The sequence below is a fragment of the uncultured Kushneria sp. genome, assembly GCF_947497025.1.
Lineage (GTDB): Bacteria > Pseudomonadota > Gammaproteobacteria > Pseudomonadales > Halomonadaceae > Kushneria.
Window position 1 is genome coordinate 1 of sequence record NZ_CANMFC010000003.1, and the last position, 15,673, is coordinate 15,673.

Consider the following 15,673-nt stretch of genomic DNA (forward strand, 5'->3'; position numbering starts at 1 on the left):
TCGTACCTCCTGTCCATGTGGAGGTCATATCCTGGCCCAGCTCAGGGGGCGAATTCCACACCCAGCGACGAAGAGCCGTAAAATTGTGGCGTTCAAAATACGCTTTCAATCCCTGGATGAGAAAGTTTCCACCTCTCTTCAAACCGTATCTGTCTCTCAAAAGGATGAGGATTATGATGGTGTTTCGACGCTGGGAAGCGGGGATTTTAATTTAGGAGAGGTTTTGCAGGGCAAGGGCGTGGGCACATTATTGTTATATGCTATCGCAAATGCATCGGCACAGCTCGATACTAAAAAGGTGGTTGTCGATAATGTTATTCATGAAGGGCCCATGTTCCATTTGTGCGAGAAAATTGGCATGCAGGAAAACGGGGCCTATGCCTCATATTATTCAGGTGATGCTGGCACGATATCGAAAAGCTGTCTGGCCCGTCTGGAAAATAAAGGGTGGAAGGTAATGCCGCCAGTATCAGAAAATACTCCGCATGCTCATCGTTCCGTACTGTCGGGATCATCACAATCAGGCCTCCATAATAGCATAGGGTGATATGTCTTTTTTCTGACGCTGCCTTTCGAGTGAAGATGTCGATTGATCACTTCTCGGCGCAAAGTGACAAGTGCTTCAAGCAGGCTGTTTGATTGGGCAGCCTGCTCATGTCTTTCAAGGTATGAACTAAAGCAATGCCTGAAGTAGGCTACTGCTTCATGGCCTCTGGCTTTCTCGAGAGCGTTTCTCACTTTATCAAGTGTTGTGGCGAAGGGCAGGGCTGCTGTCAGCAGCTGAACCTCATCAAATAATGGAATGACTTCTGGTTTTCCACTTTTGGTCTGGCCGAGCTTGAGCACAATAAAACCGCTGTTAACATTTCCGGACTCTAAAGCCAGAAGTTTACCTCCCCTCATGCCAGTAAGCATCGCCAGCGAATAACGGCTCCTCGGTCGTCGAGAATCGCGCTTAAGATGATCTATCACTAATGGCGCAATGCCGTCCCTCGAGAAGCGGCGCTTTTTCACCATTTCAACGTCTATCATGGCGAAATGCTGGGCTCACTGCGGATGTTCCGACATGCCTTGTCACGCGCAGTGATGCTTCGCCTGCTGGGTAACGTGATTTACTGGATGCTGCCCTACGTGATCACTTCTGATGAGCTGGAATGGGTGACGCAGGTCATTCGGGAAGGGTTGGAAATTGCTACCGTTGATTAAAAGCGTGGAAGCCGGCTATTAGGCGCCGCTCCGGGCCTTTGATGATGGCACCCTTGAGGTCGGGCTGGTACGTCTTTTACCGTTGCGTTTCACTTAGAATTCTCGCGGTATCTCGTGAAGGTGGAAGTCCAAATATTCGGGCGTAATCACGGCTGAACTGCGTAGCACTTTCATAGCCGACCTCGAAGGCCGCATTGGTGACGCTCTTGGCACCGGCGATCATGAGCATCCGAGCCTGAAGCAAGCGAACGCGTTTTTGATACTGCAATGGGCTCAACGTCGTCACTGCCTTGAAGTGGCGATGGAACGCCGACACGCTCATCGCCGCTTTCTGGGCCAGCATCTCCACTCTGATCGGCTCGGCGAAGTGCCGACGAATCCATTGGATGGCCTGACTAATACGTGCCATGGCTGTATCCGGCGCCGCAATGTCACGCAGCATCCAGCCGTGGGGGCCTTGCAGGACGCGGTAGAGAATCTCTCGCTCGTACACGGGCGCGAGGGCCGCGATGTCATCGGGCCTGCCCATCAATCGCAGCATGCGTAGCCACGCGTCCATCAATGCCGGTGTGGTGGCCGCTACTGAAAATCCTGCACTGTCGTCTTTTTCACTCTCGTTATGTGGGGTGGGTGAGGGCAGGTCGGTCAGCAGTGTCGCGAGTACCGTGGGATCAAGCGTCAGACTCAGTGCAAGATAGGGCGCACCCGAAGTCGCCGGATGGATCGTGCCTACCGCCGGCAATTCGATGGACATGACGAAATACGTGGCCGGGTCGTAGCGCAGCGTGCGGTCGCCGACGGTCATTGTCTTGCTGCCCTGCAGGATCAGGTTGATCATCGGATCGTAGACGGCGGCCAGCATATATTCCGGGATCTCGCCCTGAACCATGGCCACGCGCGGGATGCCCGTTTCGGTACGGCGATTCTCGGCTTTGGACGCGAGGGAGCGAAGTTCGAGCAGCTGATCGTTCATGGCGGGCAGTTGGTCATTCATGGCGAACGGTTGAGCGCTTGTAGAGAAGTATGCTGATCCCGGGCGCACGTCAGCGCAAGCAAAAAGCAGAAACGGGCAGGTTTCGGGCAGGAACGGCTGAGTCCGCGATGACGGCAAGGGTTACGGTAGTGGCTGGCGATATCGTCTGAACTGCGAGGCTACTGCATGCTTGATCATCTCTTTCTATCCGTCAGCGATATCGAACGCTCGATTCGTTTCTACGAGGCAGTGCTCGCCCCGCTGGGGATCATGGCGCGGCTCGATTTCGACGGGAAAGACGGCCCATCAGGCCACCCGGATCTCAAGGGGTTCGGCGCCAACGGCCGGATGTTCTTCTGGCTACGTGAGGGTGCAGTCGAAGGAAAAGCCGTTCACGTCGGTTTTGTGGCAAACAGCAAGGTAGAAGTCGAGACGGCCTACGCTGCGGCCATCGAGAATGGCGCCAGTGACGATGGTACGCCCGGGGCACGGCTGTATTACGACCCCAACTATTACGCCGCCAATGTTCTGGACCCTGATGGGTACAGTCTCGAATTCGTCTACAAGAACTGGCAGCACGCCCAATGAAAAAACTCCTGATTTACGGAGCGGCCGGTTATACCGGCCGCATGGCGGCAGAGCGTGCCAAAACGTTGGGGCTCGATTTCGAGATAGCCGGGCGCAATCGGCAGATGCTGGCCTCTCTGGCCGAGACGCTGGCGGTTCCGTTCCGTATATTTTCTGTCGATGGCGCTGTCGATGCTGCCGCCGACGCCGGAACAGTAAAAGCCCTGGCCGGTATCGATGTGCTGTTGAACTTCGCCGGCCCCTTCGCGAAAACCGCGGCGCCGTTGATGCGGGCGTGCCTCGAGGCCGGGGTCGATTACCTGGATATCACCGCCGAGATCAACGTCTACCGGCTGGCGGAACGGTTAGGCGATGAGGCGGCCGAGGCCGGCGTCATGCTGCTGCCCGGCGTCGGTTGGGACGTGGTGCCGACCGATTGCCTGGCAGTGCACGTCGCGCAGCGTGTGCAAGTGCCACAGTCGCTGAGCGTGGCGCTTCAGGTGCCCGGCTCCATGTCACGGGGCTCCGCCATGAGTGTCAGCGAGATCATCGGCGCGGGTTTGATGGCGAGGGTCGACGGCCATCTCGTCCTGACCCCCGATGCGCAGCCGCGAGACTTCGATTTCGGCGAGGGTTTGGTGTCGTGCGCGCCGCTGTCGTTCGGCGATCTGGTGACCGCCTGGCACTCTGTCGGCGTCCCCAACATCGCCATGTTCGTGCATGTCAGTGGCGAGGCGTTTCCCGAGGGCGATCTATCGCTACTGCCGGATGGTCCGACGGCTGAGCAACGCGATGCCCATCGCGCTCGCGCCGTGGCCGAGGTGACGGGAGCCGACGGCATGGTGGCCCGATCGATGATCGAAACCGTCAATGGCTATTCCTATACGCCGCTGGCGGCCGTGGAGGCCGCGCGTCGGGTACTGGACGGTGAGCGCCGGCCAGGCTTTGAAACGCCGGCGCGGCTATTCGGTGGCGGATTCGCCGAAACGATCGAAGGGACGACGATTACGGATTTATAGAGGCCGGTCTATAGAAACGGACCTGCAAAGATAGAAGCGACTAACCCCACAACGACTTCACGACTCAGGAAGCCGTTGTGGGGCCGCCGGTTTTCAGTTCATGCGCGATGAACCGGCCGGCGGTCCGCGCGGCTTCCGTCAGGCGCTCGTAGGACATGCCGTTGCAGGCCGAGGCCGACAATCCCCGTAAAGTGACCACCACATAATCGACCAAGGCTTGAGCACCCTGCGGATGAACTCGTTCGAGGTAATCGCGAATCGCCTGAATTCCGCGATTGCCAAGATGTTCGGCCATCCCGCGTGCGGCCGGGTCATCCGCCCGCATCCCCTCCGTGATCATGCAGCCGCGCAATACGCTGTCTCGCCCGTACTGTTCGGCGGCGGCGAGCAGCAGGGCAGGAAGCGCTTCGGCGGGATGGCGGTCAGGCGCCAGAAGTTCGTTCAGCGGCAGCGCGTTTTCCTGTGCATAGCGCCGCATGGCTCGCTCGAACAGGGCGGCTTTGCTGCCGTAGGCGGCATAAAAGCTGGGCGGTTTGATGTCCATGGCGTCAGTCAGATCCGCGAGACTGACGGCGTCATAGCCGTGCTTGTGAAAAAGCGCCTGGGCTATCGCGACGCCCGCTTCGCGATCGAAGGCCGGGCGGCGTTGGCGGGTCTTTGTGTTCATGATGGCCTCGCTGGATGAGAAAAGGAGTGTAGCGGTCGCTATATTCTCGATCAAACGTGGCGTCGGGCGATTATTTTATATAGTAATCGCTAAATAGGTTGCGCGCCACATGCGATCTATATAGTGTTCGCTACATAGGTTGTTCGTTCTCCATTCCCTTGCTCAGGTAAAGCTCCATGTCATTTCAGGATAAAGTCGTACTGGTCACCGGTGGGTCATCCGGTCTGGGGTTCGCGATTGCGCAGGAGTTCGCCGATCAGGGTGCTCGCGTGGTCATTACCGGGCGCCGGCAAGCGCAACTGGATGAGGCCCTGGCCATTCTGGGTGATGACGCCGTCGCCATTGCAGCCGATGTGTCCAACGCAACCGATCTCGCCGCACTCTTCAGCCGTATCGAGTCGCTTCATGGCCGTATCGACGTATTGGTCGCCAACGCCGGGATGGGCGAAATAACGCCTCTTGGCAAAATTACCGAGGCGGCCTTCGATCGAATTTTCGATACCAACGTGAAAGGCGTGACGTTTACCGTCCAAGGCGCACTGCCCCTGATGCCCAAAGGGTTCAGCATCGTCATCATCGGCTCGACCGCCTCGATGAATCCCGGCCCTGGCCTGAGCGTCTATGGCGCGACGAAAGCGGCCATTCGTGCCATGGTCAGAAGCTGGGTCCTGGACATCAAGGGCTCCGGCATTCGAATCAATCTTCTCAGTCCCGGCCCTGTCGATACGCAATCCCTGCGAAGCATGCTGGCCGATGACGCAGAGCAGATCATCCAGGCGTTCAGTGAAAAAAGCACGCTTGGACGAATAGGCGAAGCGCACGAGATCGGCAGGGCGGTGGCGTTTTTGGCGAGTGATGCCTCGAGCTATATCAACGGTGTCGAGCTGTTCGCCGACGGTGGGGCGTCTCAGGTGTGAACCGGGCCTGTTCGAACGAACGCCTTGATCCCCTGGCCCGCTCTACGGCCTATTCAGGAAACGATCATGACCATTCTGGACCATATCGAATTTGCCGTGCGCGATGCCGAGGTATCGCGTCATTTTTACGAACAGGCTCTGGCGCCGCTGGGTATCCATCGGGTTCTCACGGTCGGACCCGAGCGCACCCGTACCGGGGGCGCACGCCACGGTTTCGGCAAGGACGGCTACCCCAGGCTCTGGATTCATGACAACGAGCCTCCGGGCGCCGGCACGCACATTGCCTTTGCAGCGCAGGATCGGGCCATCGTCGATGCCTTTCACCAGGCCGCACTGAAGGCCGGTGGTATCGACAACGGCCCGCCCGGTATCCGAACGCACTATCACGAGCACTACTATGCGGCGTATGTGCTGGATCCCGACGGTATCAATGTGGAAGTGGTGTGCCAGAATCCGGGCGATCGATCCGAGAGATTTAACGGGTTGCTGGCGGGTGTAAAAGGCGCTTGAGCAGCCTTCAGCGTTTTGCGACAGCCTGTTCGGCAGATGAGGTCAATTGTGGTGCTGCACCGACGAGCTCGAAAAGGCGCAGCATGCAGTCGGGTCTGGCAATGCCGTAGCCCTGAGCATAGTCAACGCCCAGCTCCCGTAGACTGGCGAGAATCTCTTCGTTTTCGACAAACTCGGCTACCGTTTTCAAGCCCAGACTTCTTCCAATGCCGCTGATGGAGGATACAATCGCCTGGTTGACCTCGTTATTGACCAGATCCTTTACAAAGGCGCCATCAATCTTGATGTGATTAATGGGCAAAGCGGCAAGATAGGCAAAGGAGGACATGCCGCTGCCAAAGTCATCCAGCGAGAATTCACAGCCGTGATTCCGCAGGGTTTCCATGAAATGTCTTGCTCGATCAAATCCCGAAATGGCAGCGGTTTCAGTGATTTCAAAACAGATCATGCTGGCGGGTAGTTGCCAGTGCTCAAATTGTTCAAGCACGTAGGCTGCAAAGGTTTCATCCGTTAGTGTCTGTCCCGAAAGATTGATCGAGAAGTGATCATGCGCCTTGAGCGCGGTCTTTTGCCTTGAGAGCATCTGGAAGGTGTGATAGACCACCCAGCGGTCAATTTCCGGCATCAGGTTGCTGCGCTCGGCAACGGATAAAAAGGCGCCCGGCGCAATGTGTTGGCCCTCATCATCTACATAGCGCAGCAGAATCTCATGATGACGATAGCCATCATTATCGATGGGCAAGACGGAGTCGATGCGCTGCGCATAGAGCACAAAGCGGTCCTTGTGCAGGGCTTCACGTAATCTGGGGAGCCAGAGGACTTCCTGATGGCGCTGCAGGGTACGGGTATCATCTTCCTCATAGATCCTGAGCCGGTTACGGCCGCTGCACTTGGCGCTGTAGCAGGCCCGGTCAGCGGCAATCTTGATCTCATCAGTGCTCTCAAAACGCTCATCCATGATGGCAAGGCCTATGCTTGTACCGATGGTGTAGCATCTGCCTTCAAACTCGAAGCTGTAGGATTCGGTGCAACGCTTCAGTCGTTCGATATTGTTGAGAGTGCTTTCAAGGGCGTTGTTATTGACGATAACGGCGAATTCGTCACCGCCCAGTCGGGCGATAAAATCATTATCCCTGAAGCTGATTCTGAGAAAACGGGAAAAGTCGCAGAGAACCTGATCGCCGGCGCCGTGACCACAGCTGTCATTGATGATCTTGAAGTGATCAAGGTCAAAAAAGATGAGGTGGTTACGATGACCGGTCAGGCTATCACTGTATCTCAGGATCTCCTGATCAAAGGCGCGCCGGTTGTTCAGGCCGGTGAGGCTGTCGTGCAGTGCCTGATGTTCAAGCCGGTTCATCATCTCTCGTCGGAAAGAGACATCACTGATGATCACGACAGCACCAACAATACTCTGTTCGTAAACACGCAGCGGCGACGCCTTGAGTTCAATGAAATGTGCCTGGCCACTTTGGGTATGCAACAGAAGCCGAGAGTGAAGATGGACGACCTCCCCGCGCTTGAGTACCGGTTCAAGCGGGTCCTGTAGCGTATCAATACTGCCTTCTTCCCTGATCAGACATATCCTGTCAAAGGGTTGATCGAAAACGCTATGCTCATCGGTACCCAAAAGCCTGAGTGCAGTCGGATTGGCGTGCTTGACGCTACCATACTGATCAATGGTCAATACGCCATCATCAATGGCATTGAGCATGGTGCGTCCCTGCATACGCTCAAGATTGAGCGTTTGATGGGTGCTGTCGAGTAGCCTTTGAAGCTCTCGTCCCATCCTGATCTGGGCGCTTAACCTGTCATCCGCCAGCAGCTGCATCAATGTGAATCCGAGAATCATGAGGGTGGCCAGTGACACTGAACTGGCAAGCCAGAATGTATCGGCTTCCGCTGCGGCCCGGACCACGATGACAGAATATGAGTCCATCACCATGGCGGACATGCCCGTGTAATGCATGCCACTGATCGCCAAGCCCATGACCCCGGCTGAAAGCAGACGATAATACCAGGCACTTCTTTTTTTGGGGTCTTCGCCGTGGATTCGAAAAAGCATCAGGGCCGCTGTGGCGGCAATGATGGCAATGGCCACGGAAAGAACAACCCGGGAGGTATCGTAATGCCATTGCATGCCATCCATTGTCATGGCTGCCATGCCGGTATAGTGCATTGTGGCAATAGCGGCACCGAGTACGCTGCCGCCTGCCATCAGTGGCCAGACGCGCACATGCCTGATGCCGCCCAGGCCCAGGGCAAGCACCGAAATGGCTATCGCCATGACTAGTGAGACAAGCGTCAAGCCGGGCTGGTAAGTCATGGAAATCGAGGGTTTCCACGCCAGCATGCCGACAAAATGCATCGACCAGATGCCAAGCCCAAGCGCGCAACTGCCGCTGCAAAACCACATTCGTTTCATGCCGGCATGTGTAGCGTGTCGCACCTGGCGCGTCAGTTCCAGCGCAGTGAAGGAGGCCAGTGTTGCGATGACATAGGAAAGAGTCACCAGCGGCACGTTCCAGCTCATGAGCATTCACGTATTTCCTGAAGGCTTCTCCGGCATTAGACAGAGAGGCAGCGTATATTTTTCTGTATATCGGCGCGGTTTAATAATAATTAAATTACAGCGTGCTTGGGCCATTCATGATCAGCATGTTGAGTTTTGCACCAGGTGAGCAGTCGGGTAGTGGGTGGAAAGGTGGCGAACATCCTTCTGGCGCCAGTCCACGATGGTGTCCGGGCGAGAGATGATCTCAGCATGTATTTTCCCTTTCGGAAATGTCATGGCAGACACAGCACAGCTTGTTGCCATCAGGGTCACGCAGATAGGCGCCGTAAAAATAGTCATGATACTGCGAACGAAGGGCAGGAGCGCCTTCGTCGGTGGCGCCCAGGGCGATCCCGATGGCGTAAAACTGATCGACGATCTCATGACTGTGCGCCTTGAAGGCGACCATCGTCCCGTTACCGGGAGCTGCGGCGTTCTGATCGAAGGGACTGCAGACAAGGAACAGGATTTTTTCCTGCGGGGCGGCATAGCATAACCACTGATGGTCGCTGTCATCGTCATCATGTCGATAAAGACCGATGCAGCCCAGCAATGGATCATAAAATTCTCTGGCTTGCGCCAGATCGTTACTTCCTACCATGACATGACTCAGCATGATCTTGTGGCTCCGGTATCTGCTGTTCTGGCAGGTGTTCATTGGCATAACTGAACATACGGTTATTTTGACATAACATTATGATTAAACGAGCAGACAATAACAGTGCCGGGCAGACTGAATCCCCTGGAAAGGGCCGGCATGATCGAAGGATCATTGAAGGAGGCGTTAACAGAAAGGGGCAGACGATCATGAAAATCGCGACTACTGCCCGGGGACAGTAGCCGCGGTCAGCTTCCATGCTTCATGAAGCAATCCATGCTTCAGGCATTCCATGCGCGAGGTGGTTCCTTCCACCTGCTCAGACTATTCACCCTGACGGCGACATGCCATAGCGACTGCATAAAAAAGAGGTCAATCTGGCACCCGGTATAAAATGATTCCGGTGATTGATCCAGTTTATTAGCCGCGCTTCTCAAGGTGTTGCTCAATCAGCGCGCTCAGGTGAAAAGCGACATGAGATCGCGCAGGAGCTGAAGGGTATTGCTGATGGCTTCTGCCATGAGGATGATCTCCGTTAACGGTCGAAACAGCAGGGCATCAGCGAGCAGAATGATAGACAAAGTCATCGCTTTCGCGCTGGTAAAGACTTGTTCCCAGCGCGCCGGCCTCGGCGCGTTCGCCACTTCGCTGCATGGCTTCACAGCTGATGTCGGTATGGCCGGTAAAAGGCATCAGACCGGTGCTGACGGCGGTTTTCAGTACGGCGTAGCATACACCATTATTGAAGGGCTCAACTTCTGCATCACTATAGTGGTGGTCCCCCGAATACGTCAGTTCGATATTGATATCGTCGGCAGTCAATGAGCGAATATCGTAGCTCACCAGCCGTTCATCCTTGAGCATGCTGTCGAGCGTGTCGGTAAACGGGACAGTCGGCAGCGCTTCGGCCCGGGCCATCGAAAGCCCGCTGAATAAACAAGGGCCAATCAGAACAAGCAGCGATAAAAATTTTCGGTTCATGTCACCCTCACCGTAATGATGTACTAATATTCTGGCTGCTTTGGAACCAGGCCGCTGTGCTGAAAAAAAGATGGCACAGGTTAAATTGGCGTATGGTTAAATTCTTGCCTAGTCTGCAAAGTGCCTGTTTTCGAAAAGGAGAATTCGAAATGACGTTCAAGGGTATCGCTACTACCGCAGTACTTGCATCTGTTATCGGACTGGCGGGTTGTTCCGGCAACGATGTGCAAAATCAATCACCCTATGCGCAGGCTGATGGTCGTTATCAGGGCACGCTGCCGTGTGCTGACTGTGCCGGTATCAAGACCAATCTTGAGATCCGCAATCAGGACAACACCGGTGCCAGCTTTACGCTGAACAGCACTCGTGTCGGCCAGAGCGAAAAGCCGCTGACAACCCAGGGTCAGGTGCTGATCAAGCAAAATGTCGGGCCCAACAGCTACCCGCTGGTGTATGAATTGAAAAACGGTCAGGGCAATACCATCTATAACCTGCTGCCGGTAGGTAATGGTGACATGCGTCTGCTGGACCGCAACTATTCACGCATTGATTCCAGCGACAACCTGACGCTCAAGCGCATCAACTGATTAAAGGATGCCTGAGTTCAAATAACCCGGCCCCTGTGGCCGGGTTTATTGCAGGTATCAATGACAATGATCTGATACAGGAGATTGACATGGGTGACCTGTCCGAAGAGATGAGGATGCCAACGGCGTGTCCTGAATGCGGCAGTCATAGTGTTCGCCTGTCAGAAGCACGCAATCCTGATGACAAGGTGTTCTGCTCCTCGTGCAATACGCTGCGTGGGCAATATGCCGATCTTCAAAAAGAGCTTGAGAACAAGCCAAAAAGCGAAACCGAAAGGTTGCTTGAAGAAGTCGTCAACAAAAAGAGCAATGCCCCGGATCAGTCATAACGATATTCGATGTCCTGACCGCTCATGCTCATACCGTATTAAAAAGGCCCGCTTCCATGGAGGCGGGCCTTTGCGTTACAGGGTGGCAGGCCTCCCCGGTATCAGCTCTTGATACCGCCCCAGTTGCGGCGATGGCAGTCACATTGACTGTCCTGGCAGGGCTGATTGTCCGGATGTGATGTCGCACAGGCTTCACAGCAATAAAACTTGCCGTTCACCTCGTTCGCTGTATCGGGGACAACGCATTCACAGTAAGGGCAGTCACAGATGTGCTGTGGCATGAGGCTCTCCTTTATCAAATGAAATCGCATGGCGGTATGAGCTGTCTCAAGCATAGGTCATTGTGGGCAAAACGTGCCCCGGTCACCCTAACCCATGAAGGCATTGGCGATGAAAAGCCCCACAAGTGCGGTTGCCCAGCCCAGGGTGGTCGGCACTGATACGACCAGCATCTGGTGTTTGGCATTTTTGACCCCCAGCATCCGGTTGACCACCCAGAAATAACTGTCATTGAAGTAGCTGAAAAACAGTGCACCCAGACAGGCAGCCTGAGCGGCAAGTACCATATTGACGTCCGGCATGGCGGCCAGAATGGGCGCTGAAATGGAGGCTCCCGTAATCATCGACACCGTGCCGCTGCCCTGAGCAAAGCGCACCAGGGTGGCAATGATGAAGGGAATTAAAAATGCCGGCAGGGCCAGCGAGGCCACCTGTGCGCCAATATAATCGCCGGCGCCGCTGGCGCGCAGTACCGCCCCCAGTGCGCCCCCGGCGCCGGTGACCAGCAAAATGATGCCGGCACTTTCCACGCCCTTTTCCAGATGATTGAGCACCTCTTCGCGCGGCATTTTGGGCACCAGCCCATAAACGGCGACCAGCACCCCGATGCCCACGGCAATGACCGGATTGCCAAAGAAGGTGATCAATTGACCGACAATGGAGATTTCAAGCGCCACGCTGTCGTCAAGGCTTGCCAGCGCACTAAACAGTGTATTGAGAAAGATCAGACCGATCGGCAGCGCAATGGGCATGATGGAGCGTACCAGAGAGGGCAGTTCCTGTTCACTGAGCTGCACCGGCTCCGTGGTCGTGCCCGTGGCGGCGTTCAGGCTCTGGCCCGTATCGCGCTCGATCATGGCCTCGATGCGTGGGCCCATGAAGCGGGCATACAGCACCATGACGATCAGTGCCGGCGCGGTGAACACGATCCCCCAAGCGATCATTAACCCGATATCGATCCCGAAGATGCCGGCCACGCCCAGCGGGCCCGGCGTCGGCGGGACGGCGCTGTGGGTCACGATCAGGCCGGAACCCAGTGCAATCCCCAGCGTCAAAAGCGAGCGCCCGCTGCTGCGTGACAGCGCCCGTACCAGCGGGTTGAGGATGACGTAGGCGGAATCACAAAAGATCGGAATCGAGACGATATAGCCGGTCAGCGCCATTGCCCAGTCTTCGCGCTCCTTGCCCAGCAGACGCAGGATGGTGCGGGCCAGTCGCTGGCCCGCACCGGAGACCTCCAGAATACGCCCCATCATGACGCCAAACCCGATGACCAGGCCGATGGTGGCAAGCGTTGCCCCGAATCCGGTCGTAATGGCGCCAATGACCTCGTTGGCCGGCATGCCGCCGATCAAACCGGCAAGCGAGGCTGCGGTGACCAGCGCCAGTAGCGCGTGCACGCGGGTTTTCAGTACCAGAAAGATCATCACAAAGATGGCAATGCCCAGGCCGATGATGACCTGGGGTCCTGCAATGGTGGCATCTGTCATGACGGTTGATTCCCCGAAAAGAGGTAAGTGGCAGTGCCCTGGAGGCAGTGCAATGAACAGCGATCAGTTCTGCTGGCGGGCCATGTAGTGCTGGTGGGCACGCACGATGTCATCAAAGCTGTTATCGACCCCAAAGCCCAGCGACAGGGCATATTGGTTATCAAAAAGCGGTGCCCAGCTGTAGACGATCGCCTCGATCTGCGGATCACGCTCGTAGCGGATCAGTGCTCCCGCCTCGGCGCCGGCCACACGCTCAAGACTCTCGATCATCTCTGTGACCTTGATCGACATGCCCGGCAGATTGACCGTACGACAGGTGCCCATGCGCTCGCCTTCAAGCGACAGGGCATGGGCGAGGTTGTGGATGATGGTCTCCGGTGAACAGATCCAGATGGCAAAGTCCGGGTCGATCGGGCAGATCGCCTCTTCACCATTAAGCGGCTCGCGAATGATCGAGCTGGCAAACGAGGAGGCCGCCCGGTTGGGGCGCCCGGGGCGCACGACGATGGTGGGCAGCCGACACACCCGGCCATCAATGAAACCGCGCCGGCTATAGTCGTTGACCAGCAGTTCGCTCATCGCTTTCTGAGTGCCGTAGGAAGACAGCGGCTGCGGCGCGGTCTGTTCGGTCAGCGGCGAGGGCATGCCGGGGCCGAATACCGCCAGTGAACTGCTGAACAGAAAGCGGATGTGCCCACCCCGCCGGCGACAGGCTTCGAGCAGTGAGCGCGTGGCATCGAAATTGACCTGCATGCCCTGATCGAATTCCGCCTCGGCATGCGAGCTGACAATGGCTGCCAGATGGCATACGGCGATGGTGTCGTCACGAAAGGCGCGCTCAATGACGGCCGGGTCACTGATATCGCCCACGATCGATTCGATGCGGGCGTCTTCCATCGGACAGGGGGCCAGATCAAGGCTGGTGATATGGCTGATGGGCTGACCGGCAAGCTCCCCCTGCTCGAGCAGTTTCATGGCCAGTCTTGCGCCCAGAAATCCGGCGGCGCCCGTAATGATGATGTGCATAGCCTGCTTCCTCGTGTCAGTTGTCGGACAGCTTTTCTGTAAGCCCTGTCGGTATCGATAAACGCTTTTTTGAATGATCCAGTGTGTCGAGCGATATCATTCAAAGGAGGTATTGAGTGTTTCTCTTTTTTTTGTAATGTTGTCTGACAACTATTGAGCGGAGCAATATGATCATTGGTCGAACATTCGGCGCCGGTGCGTCGCTTTTTTCACTGCAGCGTCTGAAACGAGGGAATGCGCAGCATGGTTGATTCGTCGTCGGACAGGGGCGTGTCGGACAGGAGAGTCTCTGAAAAAAGAGGCCCCGGGCTTGCCGAACGGATTGCCAATGCGCTGACACGGGCCATCCATACCGGTGAGCTGCACGCCGGACAGCGTCTGCCAACCGAGGCGGCGCTGGGGGAGCGCCATGAGGTCAGCCGCTCGGTGGTACGCGAGGCCATTTCCATGCTGCGCAATGCGGGTCTTGTCGTCTCAAGGCGTGGCAGCGGCAGTTTTGTGGCCGACGAGCCCAGAGTATCGCTGGTACAGGCGCTGCCCGGCGAGTCACTGGCCTCGGCGCTGCATCTGCTGGAGCTGCGTCGTGCGCTGGAAGGCGAGGCGGCCTTTCATGCCGCTACTCGCTGCTCGCGGGCGCAGCTGCGAAGGTTGCGTAATGCCATGGTCGACATCGATGAGGCGGTGGACGCCGGCGAGTCCGGTGTCGAGCAGGATATGGCCTTTCATCGCGCCATTGCCGAGGCCTCAAACAATGAGTACTTCATTACGGTGCTGGATTTCTATAACCGCTTTTTGCATCAGGCCATCAGTCTGACCCGACGCAATGAGGCGCGGCGTGACACCTTTGTCGCTGAAGTCATCAGCGAGCATGACGCCATTCTTGAAGCCATCGCCCGCGGGGATGGCAACGCGGCGCGTCAGGCGGCGTGGTGGCACATGGATCAGGCCCGCAGGCGCCTGAGCGATATACCACCGTCGCTGATCGAGGCGTTCGAGCACACTCGCAACAGCGCTCAGGACTAATTTCATCAAGGACTGATTTTATCAAGGGAGTAACAGCATGGCAGACAGGCTCAGAGCTGGCGTGATCGGATTGGGGTCCATGGGAATGGGCATGGCGACATCGTTGATCCATGGCGGGTTCGACACCCTGGGCTGCGATATCAACGCCAGCGCCCTTGAAAGATTGACGGCCGAGGGTGGCCGACCGGTCGCCAACCCCGCCGAGATGGGCCATCAGGTCGATATCGTCTTTCTGGTGGTCGTCAATGCTGCTCAGATGCGTCAGGTCCTGCTGGGAGACGACGGCCTGGCCTCGACCCTGACGCCCGGCAGCATCGTGGTGGGGTGTGCTACCGCCGCACCGGAAGCCGTTGTGGCGCTGGCCGCCGAGCTTGCCGAAATAGGGGTCGACTATCTCGATATTCCCATCTCGGGCGGGGCGGTCAAGTCCGCCGCCGGCGAGCTGACACTGATGGCCTCTGGTCCGTCAGCGGTATTCGAACGCGCCCAGCCGGCGCTGGATGCCATCGCCGCCACCATCTTTCGTCTGGGCGAGGCGCCCGGGCAGGGTTCCCAGGTCAAGCTGGTCAACCAGCTGCTGGCGGGCGTGCATATTGCCGCCGCCGCCGAGGCGATGGCCTACGGCATCAAGAGTGGCTGTGACCCGCAAACGCTGTATGAGGTGATCACCAAAAGCGCCGGCAACTCCTGGATGTTTGAAAACCGCGTGCCGCACATGCTCGATGGTGATTACACCCCACGCTCGGCGGTGGACATCTTCGTCAAGGACCTGGGGCTGGTGCATGACACTGCCCGCGCCGAGCGCTTTCCGCTGCCGATGACCGCCCAGGCGTTGACCATGTTCAGTCAGGCCTCTGCCATGGGGTTTGGTCGCGAGGATGATGCCGGGGTGGTACGTATCTTCCCGGGCATCGATCTGCCCACGCGTGCCGCCAACGACTGATTCT

Annotated in this window: 19 protein-coding genes; 10 read left to right on the top strand and 9 right to left on the bottom strand. The window is 57.0% G+C overall.

Annotated elements, in window-relative coordinates:
- The coding region (locus tag Q0931_RS05800; protein WP_299258214.1) for a hypothetical protein at nucleotides 1–547 on the top strand (547 nt) is incomplete at its 5' end.
- Here Q0931_RS05800 and Q0931_RS05805 read toward each other — a convergent pair.
- Nucleotides 490–1,032, bottom strand: a complete 543-nt coding sequence (locus Q0931_RS05805) for a hypothetical protein (protein WP_299258216.1) — start codon at nucleotides 1,030–1,032, stop codon at nucleotides 490–492. The genes Q0931_RS05800 and Q0931_RS05805 overlap by 58 nt on opposite strands.
- Nucleotides 1,033–1,071: 39 nt before the next feature.
- Here Q0931_RS05805 and Q0931_RS05810 point away from each other — a divergent pair, with 39 nt between their 5' ends.
- Nucleotides 1,072–1,206 (top strand): hypothetical protein, encoded by a 135-nt coding sequence (locus tag Q0931_RS05810; RefSeq protein ID WP_299258219.1) that lies wholly within the window; start codon nucleotides 1,072–1,074, stop codon nucleotides 1,204–1,206.
- 76 nt (nucleotides 1,207–1,282) lie between these two features.
- Here Q0931_RS05810 and Q0931_RS05815 read toward each other — a convergent pair whose 3' ends face one another.
- Complete coding sequence (locus Q0931_RS05815) at nucleotides 1,283–2,179, bottom strand: AraC family transcriptional regulator (protein WP_299258221.1); 897 nt, start codon at nucleotides 2,177–2,179, stop codon at nucleotides 1,283–1,285.
- 186 nt (nucleotides 2,180–2,365) lie between these two features.
- Here Q0931_RS05815 and Q0931_RS05820 point away from each other — a divergent pair, with 186 nt between their 5' ends.
- Together Q0931_RS05820 and Q0931_RS05825 are read left to right on the top strand one after the other, a co-directional pair.
- Entirely contained in the window at nucleotides 2,366–2,767 is a 402-nt protein-coding gene (locus tag Q0931_RS05820; RefSeq protein WP_299258223.1) for a VOC family protein, read from the top strand.
- Nucleotides 2,764–3,765, top strand: a complete 1,002-nt coding sequence (locus Q0931_RS05825; protein WP_299258225.1) for a saccharopine dehydrogenase NADP-binding domain-containing protein — start codon at nucleotides 2,764–2,766, stop codon at nucleotides 3,763–3,765. The genes Q0931_RS05820 and Q0931_RS05825 overlap by 4 nt, the downstream gene beginning before the upstream one ends.
- 64 nt (nucleotides 3,766–3,829) lie before the next feature.
- Here Q0931_RS05825 and Q0931_RS05830 read toward each other — a convergent pair whose 3' ends face one another.
- On the bottom strand, nucleotides 3,830–4,432 hold the full coding sequence (locus Q0931_RS05830; protein ID WP_299258227.1) for a TetR/AcrR family transcriptional regulator: 603 nt from the start codon (nucleotides 4,430–4,432) through the stop codon (nucleotides 3,830–3,832).
- Between the two features lie 176 nt (nucleotides 4,433–4,608).
- Between Q0931_RS05830 and Q0931_RS05835 the strand changes: the two genes are divergently transcribed.
- On the top strand, nucleotides 4,609–5,349 hold the full coding sequence (locus Q0931_RS05835; RefSeq protein WP_299258229.1) for an SDR family oxidoreductase: 741 nt from the start codon (nucleotides 4,609–4,611) through the stop codon (nucleotides 5,347–5,349).
- Nucleotides 5,350–5,415: 66 nt separating this feature from the next.
- Nucleotides 5,416–5,859 (top strand): VOC family protein, encoded by a 444-nt coding sequence (locus Q0931_RS05840; protein WP_299258231.1) that lies wholly within the window; start codon nucleotides 5,416–5,418, stop codon nucleotides 5,857–5,859.
- 7 nt (nucleotides 5,860–5,866) lie between these two features.
- Here the strand turns inward: Q0931_RS05840 and Q0931_RS05845 are convergent, their stop codons facing one another.
- The 3 genes from Q0931_RS05845 to Q0931_RS05855 form a co-directional block, all read right to left on the bottom strand.
- Nucleotides 5,867–8,398, bottom strand: a complete 2,532-nt coding sequence (locus Q0931_RS05845; RefSeq protein WP_299258233.1) for a bifunctional diguanylate cyclase/phosphodiesterase — start codon at nucleotides 8,396–8,398, stop codon at nucleotides 5,867–5,869.
- Between the two features lie 220 nt (nucleotides 8,399–8,618).
- Entirely contained in the window at nucleotides 8,619–9,014 is a 396-nt protein-coding gene (locus tag Q0931_RS05850; protein WP_299258235.1) for a VOC family protein, read from the bottom strand.
- A gap of 555 nt (nucleotides 9,015–9,569) precedes the next feature.
- The gene (locus Q0931_RS05855; RefSeq protein WP_299258237.1) at nucleotides 9,570–9,929 is read right to left on the bottom strand and encodes a hypothetical protein; all 360 of its coding nucleotides are present in this window, start codon (nucleotides 9,927–9,929) and stop codon (nucleotides 9,570–9,572) included.
- A 212-nt stretch (nucleotides 9,930–10,141) separates the two neighbouring features.
- Here Q0931_RS05855 and Q0931_RS05860 point away from each other — a divergent pair, with 212 nt between their 5' ends.
- Both Q0931_RS05860 and Q0931_RS05865 read left to right on the top strand, forming a co-directional pair.
- Nucleotides 10,142–10,579, top strand: coding sequence for a copper resistance protein NlpE N-terminal domain-containing protein (locus tag Q0931_RS05860; protein ID WP_299258239.1), 438 nt, complete (start codon nucleotides 10,142–10,144; stop codon nucleotides 10,577–10,579).
- A gap of 89 nt (nucleotides 10,580–10,668) precedes the next feature.
- Nucleotides 10,669–10,908, top strand: a complete 240-nt coding sequence (locus Q0931_RS05865; RefSeq protein ID WP_299258240.1) for a hypothetical protein — start codon at nucleotides 10,669–10,671, stop codon at nucleotides 10,906–10,908.
- A gap of 101 nt (nucleotides 10,909–11,009) precedes the next feature.
- Here Q0931_RS05865 and Q0931_RS16730 read toward each other — a convergent pair whose 3' ends face one another.
- The 3 genes from Q0931_RS16730 to denD form a co-directional block, all read right to left on the bottom strand.
- On the bottom strand, nucleotides 11,010–11,243 hold the full coding sequence (locus Q0931_RS16730) for a hypothetical protein (RefSeq protein ID WP_366941583.1): 234 nt from the start codon (nucleotides 11,241–11,243) through the stop codon (nucleotides 11,010–11,012).
- A 33-nt stretch (nucleotides 11,244–11,276) separates the two neighbouring features.
- Nucleotides 11,277–12,677: a gluconate:H+ symporter gene (locus Q0931_RS05870; protein WP_299258241.1), complete on the bottom strand. Its 1,401-nt coding sequence runs from the start codon at nucleotides 12,675–12,677 to the stop codon at nucleotides 11,277–11,279.
- A 63-nt stretch (nucleotides 12,678–12,740) separates the two neighbouring features.
- Nucleotides 12,741–13,703 carry a D-erythronate dehydrogenase gene (gene denD / locus Q0931_RS05875; RefSeq protein WP_299258242.1) on the bottom strand — a complete coding sequence of 321 codons (963 nt, stop codon included), beginning with the start codon at nucleotides 13,701–13,703 and terminating at the stop codon, nucleotides 12,741–12,743.
- A 243-nt stretch (nucleotides 13,704–13,946) separates the two neighbouring features.
- Here denD and Q0931_RS05880 point away from each other — a divergent pair, with 243 nt between their 5' ends.
- A complete protein-coding gene (locus tag Q0931_RS05880; protein WP_299258243.1) occupies nucleotides 13,947–14,726 on the top strand; it encodes a FadR/GntR family transcriptional regulator in 780 nt (259 codons plus the stop codon).
- A gap of 37 nt (nucleotides 14,727–14,763) precedes the next feature.
- Entirely contained in the window at nucleotides 14,764–15,669 is a 906-nt protein-coding gene (gene ltnD, locus Q0931_RS05885) for an L-threonate dehydrogenase (RefSeq protein ID WP_299258244.1), read from the top strand.
- Nucleotides 15,670–15,673: the final 4 nt, after the last annotated feature.

Excerpts from the sequence above, each read along its gene's own strand:
- denD (WP_299258242.1), bottom strand. The coding sequence starts at position 13,703 with ATGCACATCATCATTACGGGCGCCGCCGGATTTCTGGGCGCAAGACTG.
- Q0931_RS16730 (WP_366941583.1), bottom strand. The coding sequence starts at position 11,243 with ATGCTTGAGACAGCTCATACCGCCATGCGATTTCATTTGATAAAGGAG.
- Q0931_RS05840 (WP_299258231.1), top strand. The coding sequence starts at position 5,416 with ATGACCATTCTGGACCATATCGAATTTGCCGTGCGCGATGCCGAGGTA.
- Q0931_RS05850 (WP_299258235.1), bottom strand. The coding sequence starts at position 9,014 with ATGGTAGGAAGTAACGATCTGGCGCAAGCCAGAGAATTTTATGATCCA.
- ltnD (WP_299258244.1), top strand. The coding sequence starts at position 14,764 with ATGGCAGACAGGCTCAGAGCTGGCGTGATCGGATTGGGGTCCATGGGA.
- Q0931_RS05865 (WP_299258240.1), top strand. The coding sequence starts at position 10,669 with ATGGGTGACCTGTCCGAAGAGATGAGGATGCCAACGGCGTGTCCTGAA.
- Q0931_RS05860 (WP_299258239.1), top strand. The coding sequence starts at position 10,142 with ATGACGTTCAAGGGTATCGCTACTACCGCAGTACTTGCATCTGTTATC.
- Q0931_RS05870 (WP_299258241.1), bottom strand. The coding sequence starts at position 12,677 with ATGACAGATGCCACCATTGCAGGACCCCAGGTCATCATCGGCCTGGGC.
- Q0931_RS05815 (WP_299258221.1), bottom strand. The coding sequence starts at position 2,179 with ATGAACGATCAGCTGCTCGAACTTCGCTCCCTCGCGTCCAAAGCCGAG.
- Q0931_RS05880 (WP_299258243.1), top strand. The coding sequence starts at position 13,947 with ATGGTTGATTCGTCGTCGGACAGGGGCGTGTCGGACAGGAGAGTCTCT.
- Q0931_RS05820 (WP_299258223.1), top strand. The coding sequence starts at position 2,366 with ATGCTTGATCATCTCTTTCTATCCGTCAGCGATATCGAACGCTCGATT.
- Q0931_RS05855 (WP_299258237.1), bottom strand. The coding sequence starts at position 9,929 with ATGGCCCGGGCCGAAGCGCTGCCGACTGTCCCGTTTACCGACACGCTC.
- Q0931_RS05805 (WP_299258216.1), bottom strand. The coding sequence starts at position 1,032 with ATGATAGACGTTGAAATGGTGAAAAAGCGCCGCTTCTCGAGGGACGGC.
- Q0931_RS05830 (WP_299258227.1), bottom strand. The coding sequence starts at position 4,432 with ATGAACACAAAGACCCGCCAACGCCGCCCGGCCTTCGATCGCGAAGCG.
- Q0931_RS05845 (WP_299258233.1), bottom strand. The coding sequence starts at position 8,398 with ATGCTCATGAGCTGGAACGTGCCGCTGGTGACTCTTTCCTATGTCATC.
- Q0931_RS05825 (WP_299258225.1), top strand. The coding sequence starts at position 2,764 with ATGAAAAAACTCCTGATTTACGGAGCGGCCGGTTATACCGGCCGCATG.
- Q0931_RS05835 (WP_299258229.1), top strand. The coding sequence starts at position 4,609 with ATGTCATTTCAGGATAAAGTCGTACTGGTCACCGGTGGGTCATCCGGT.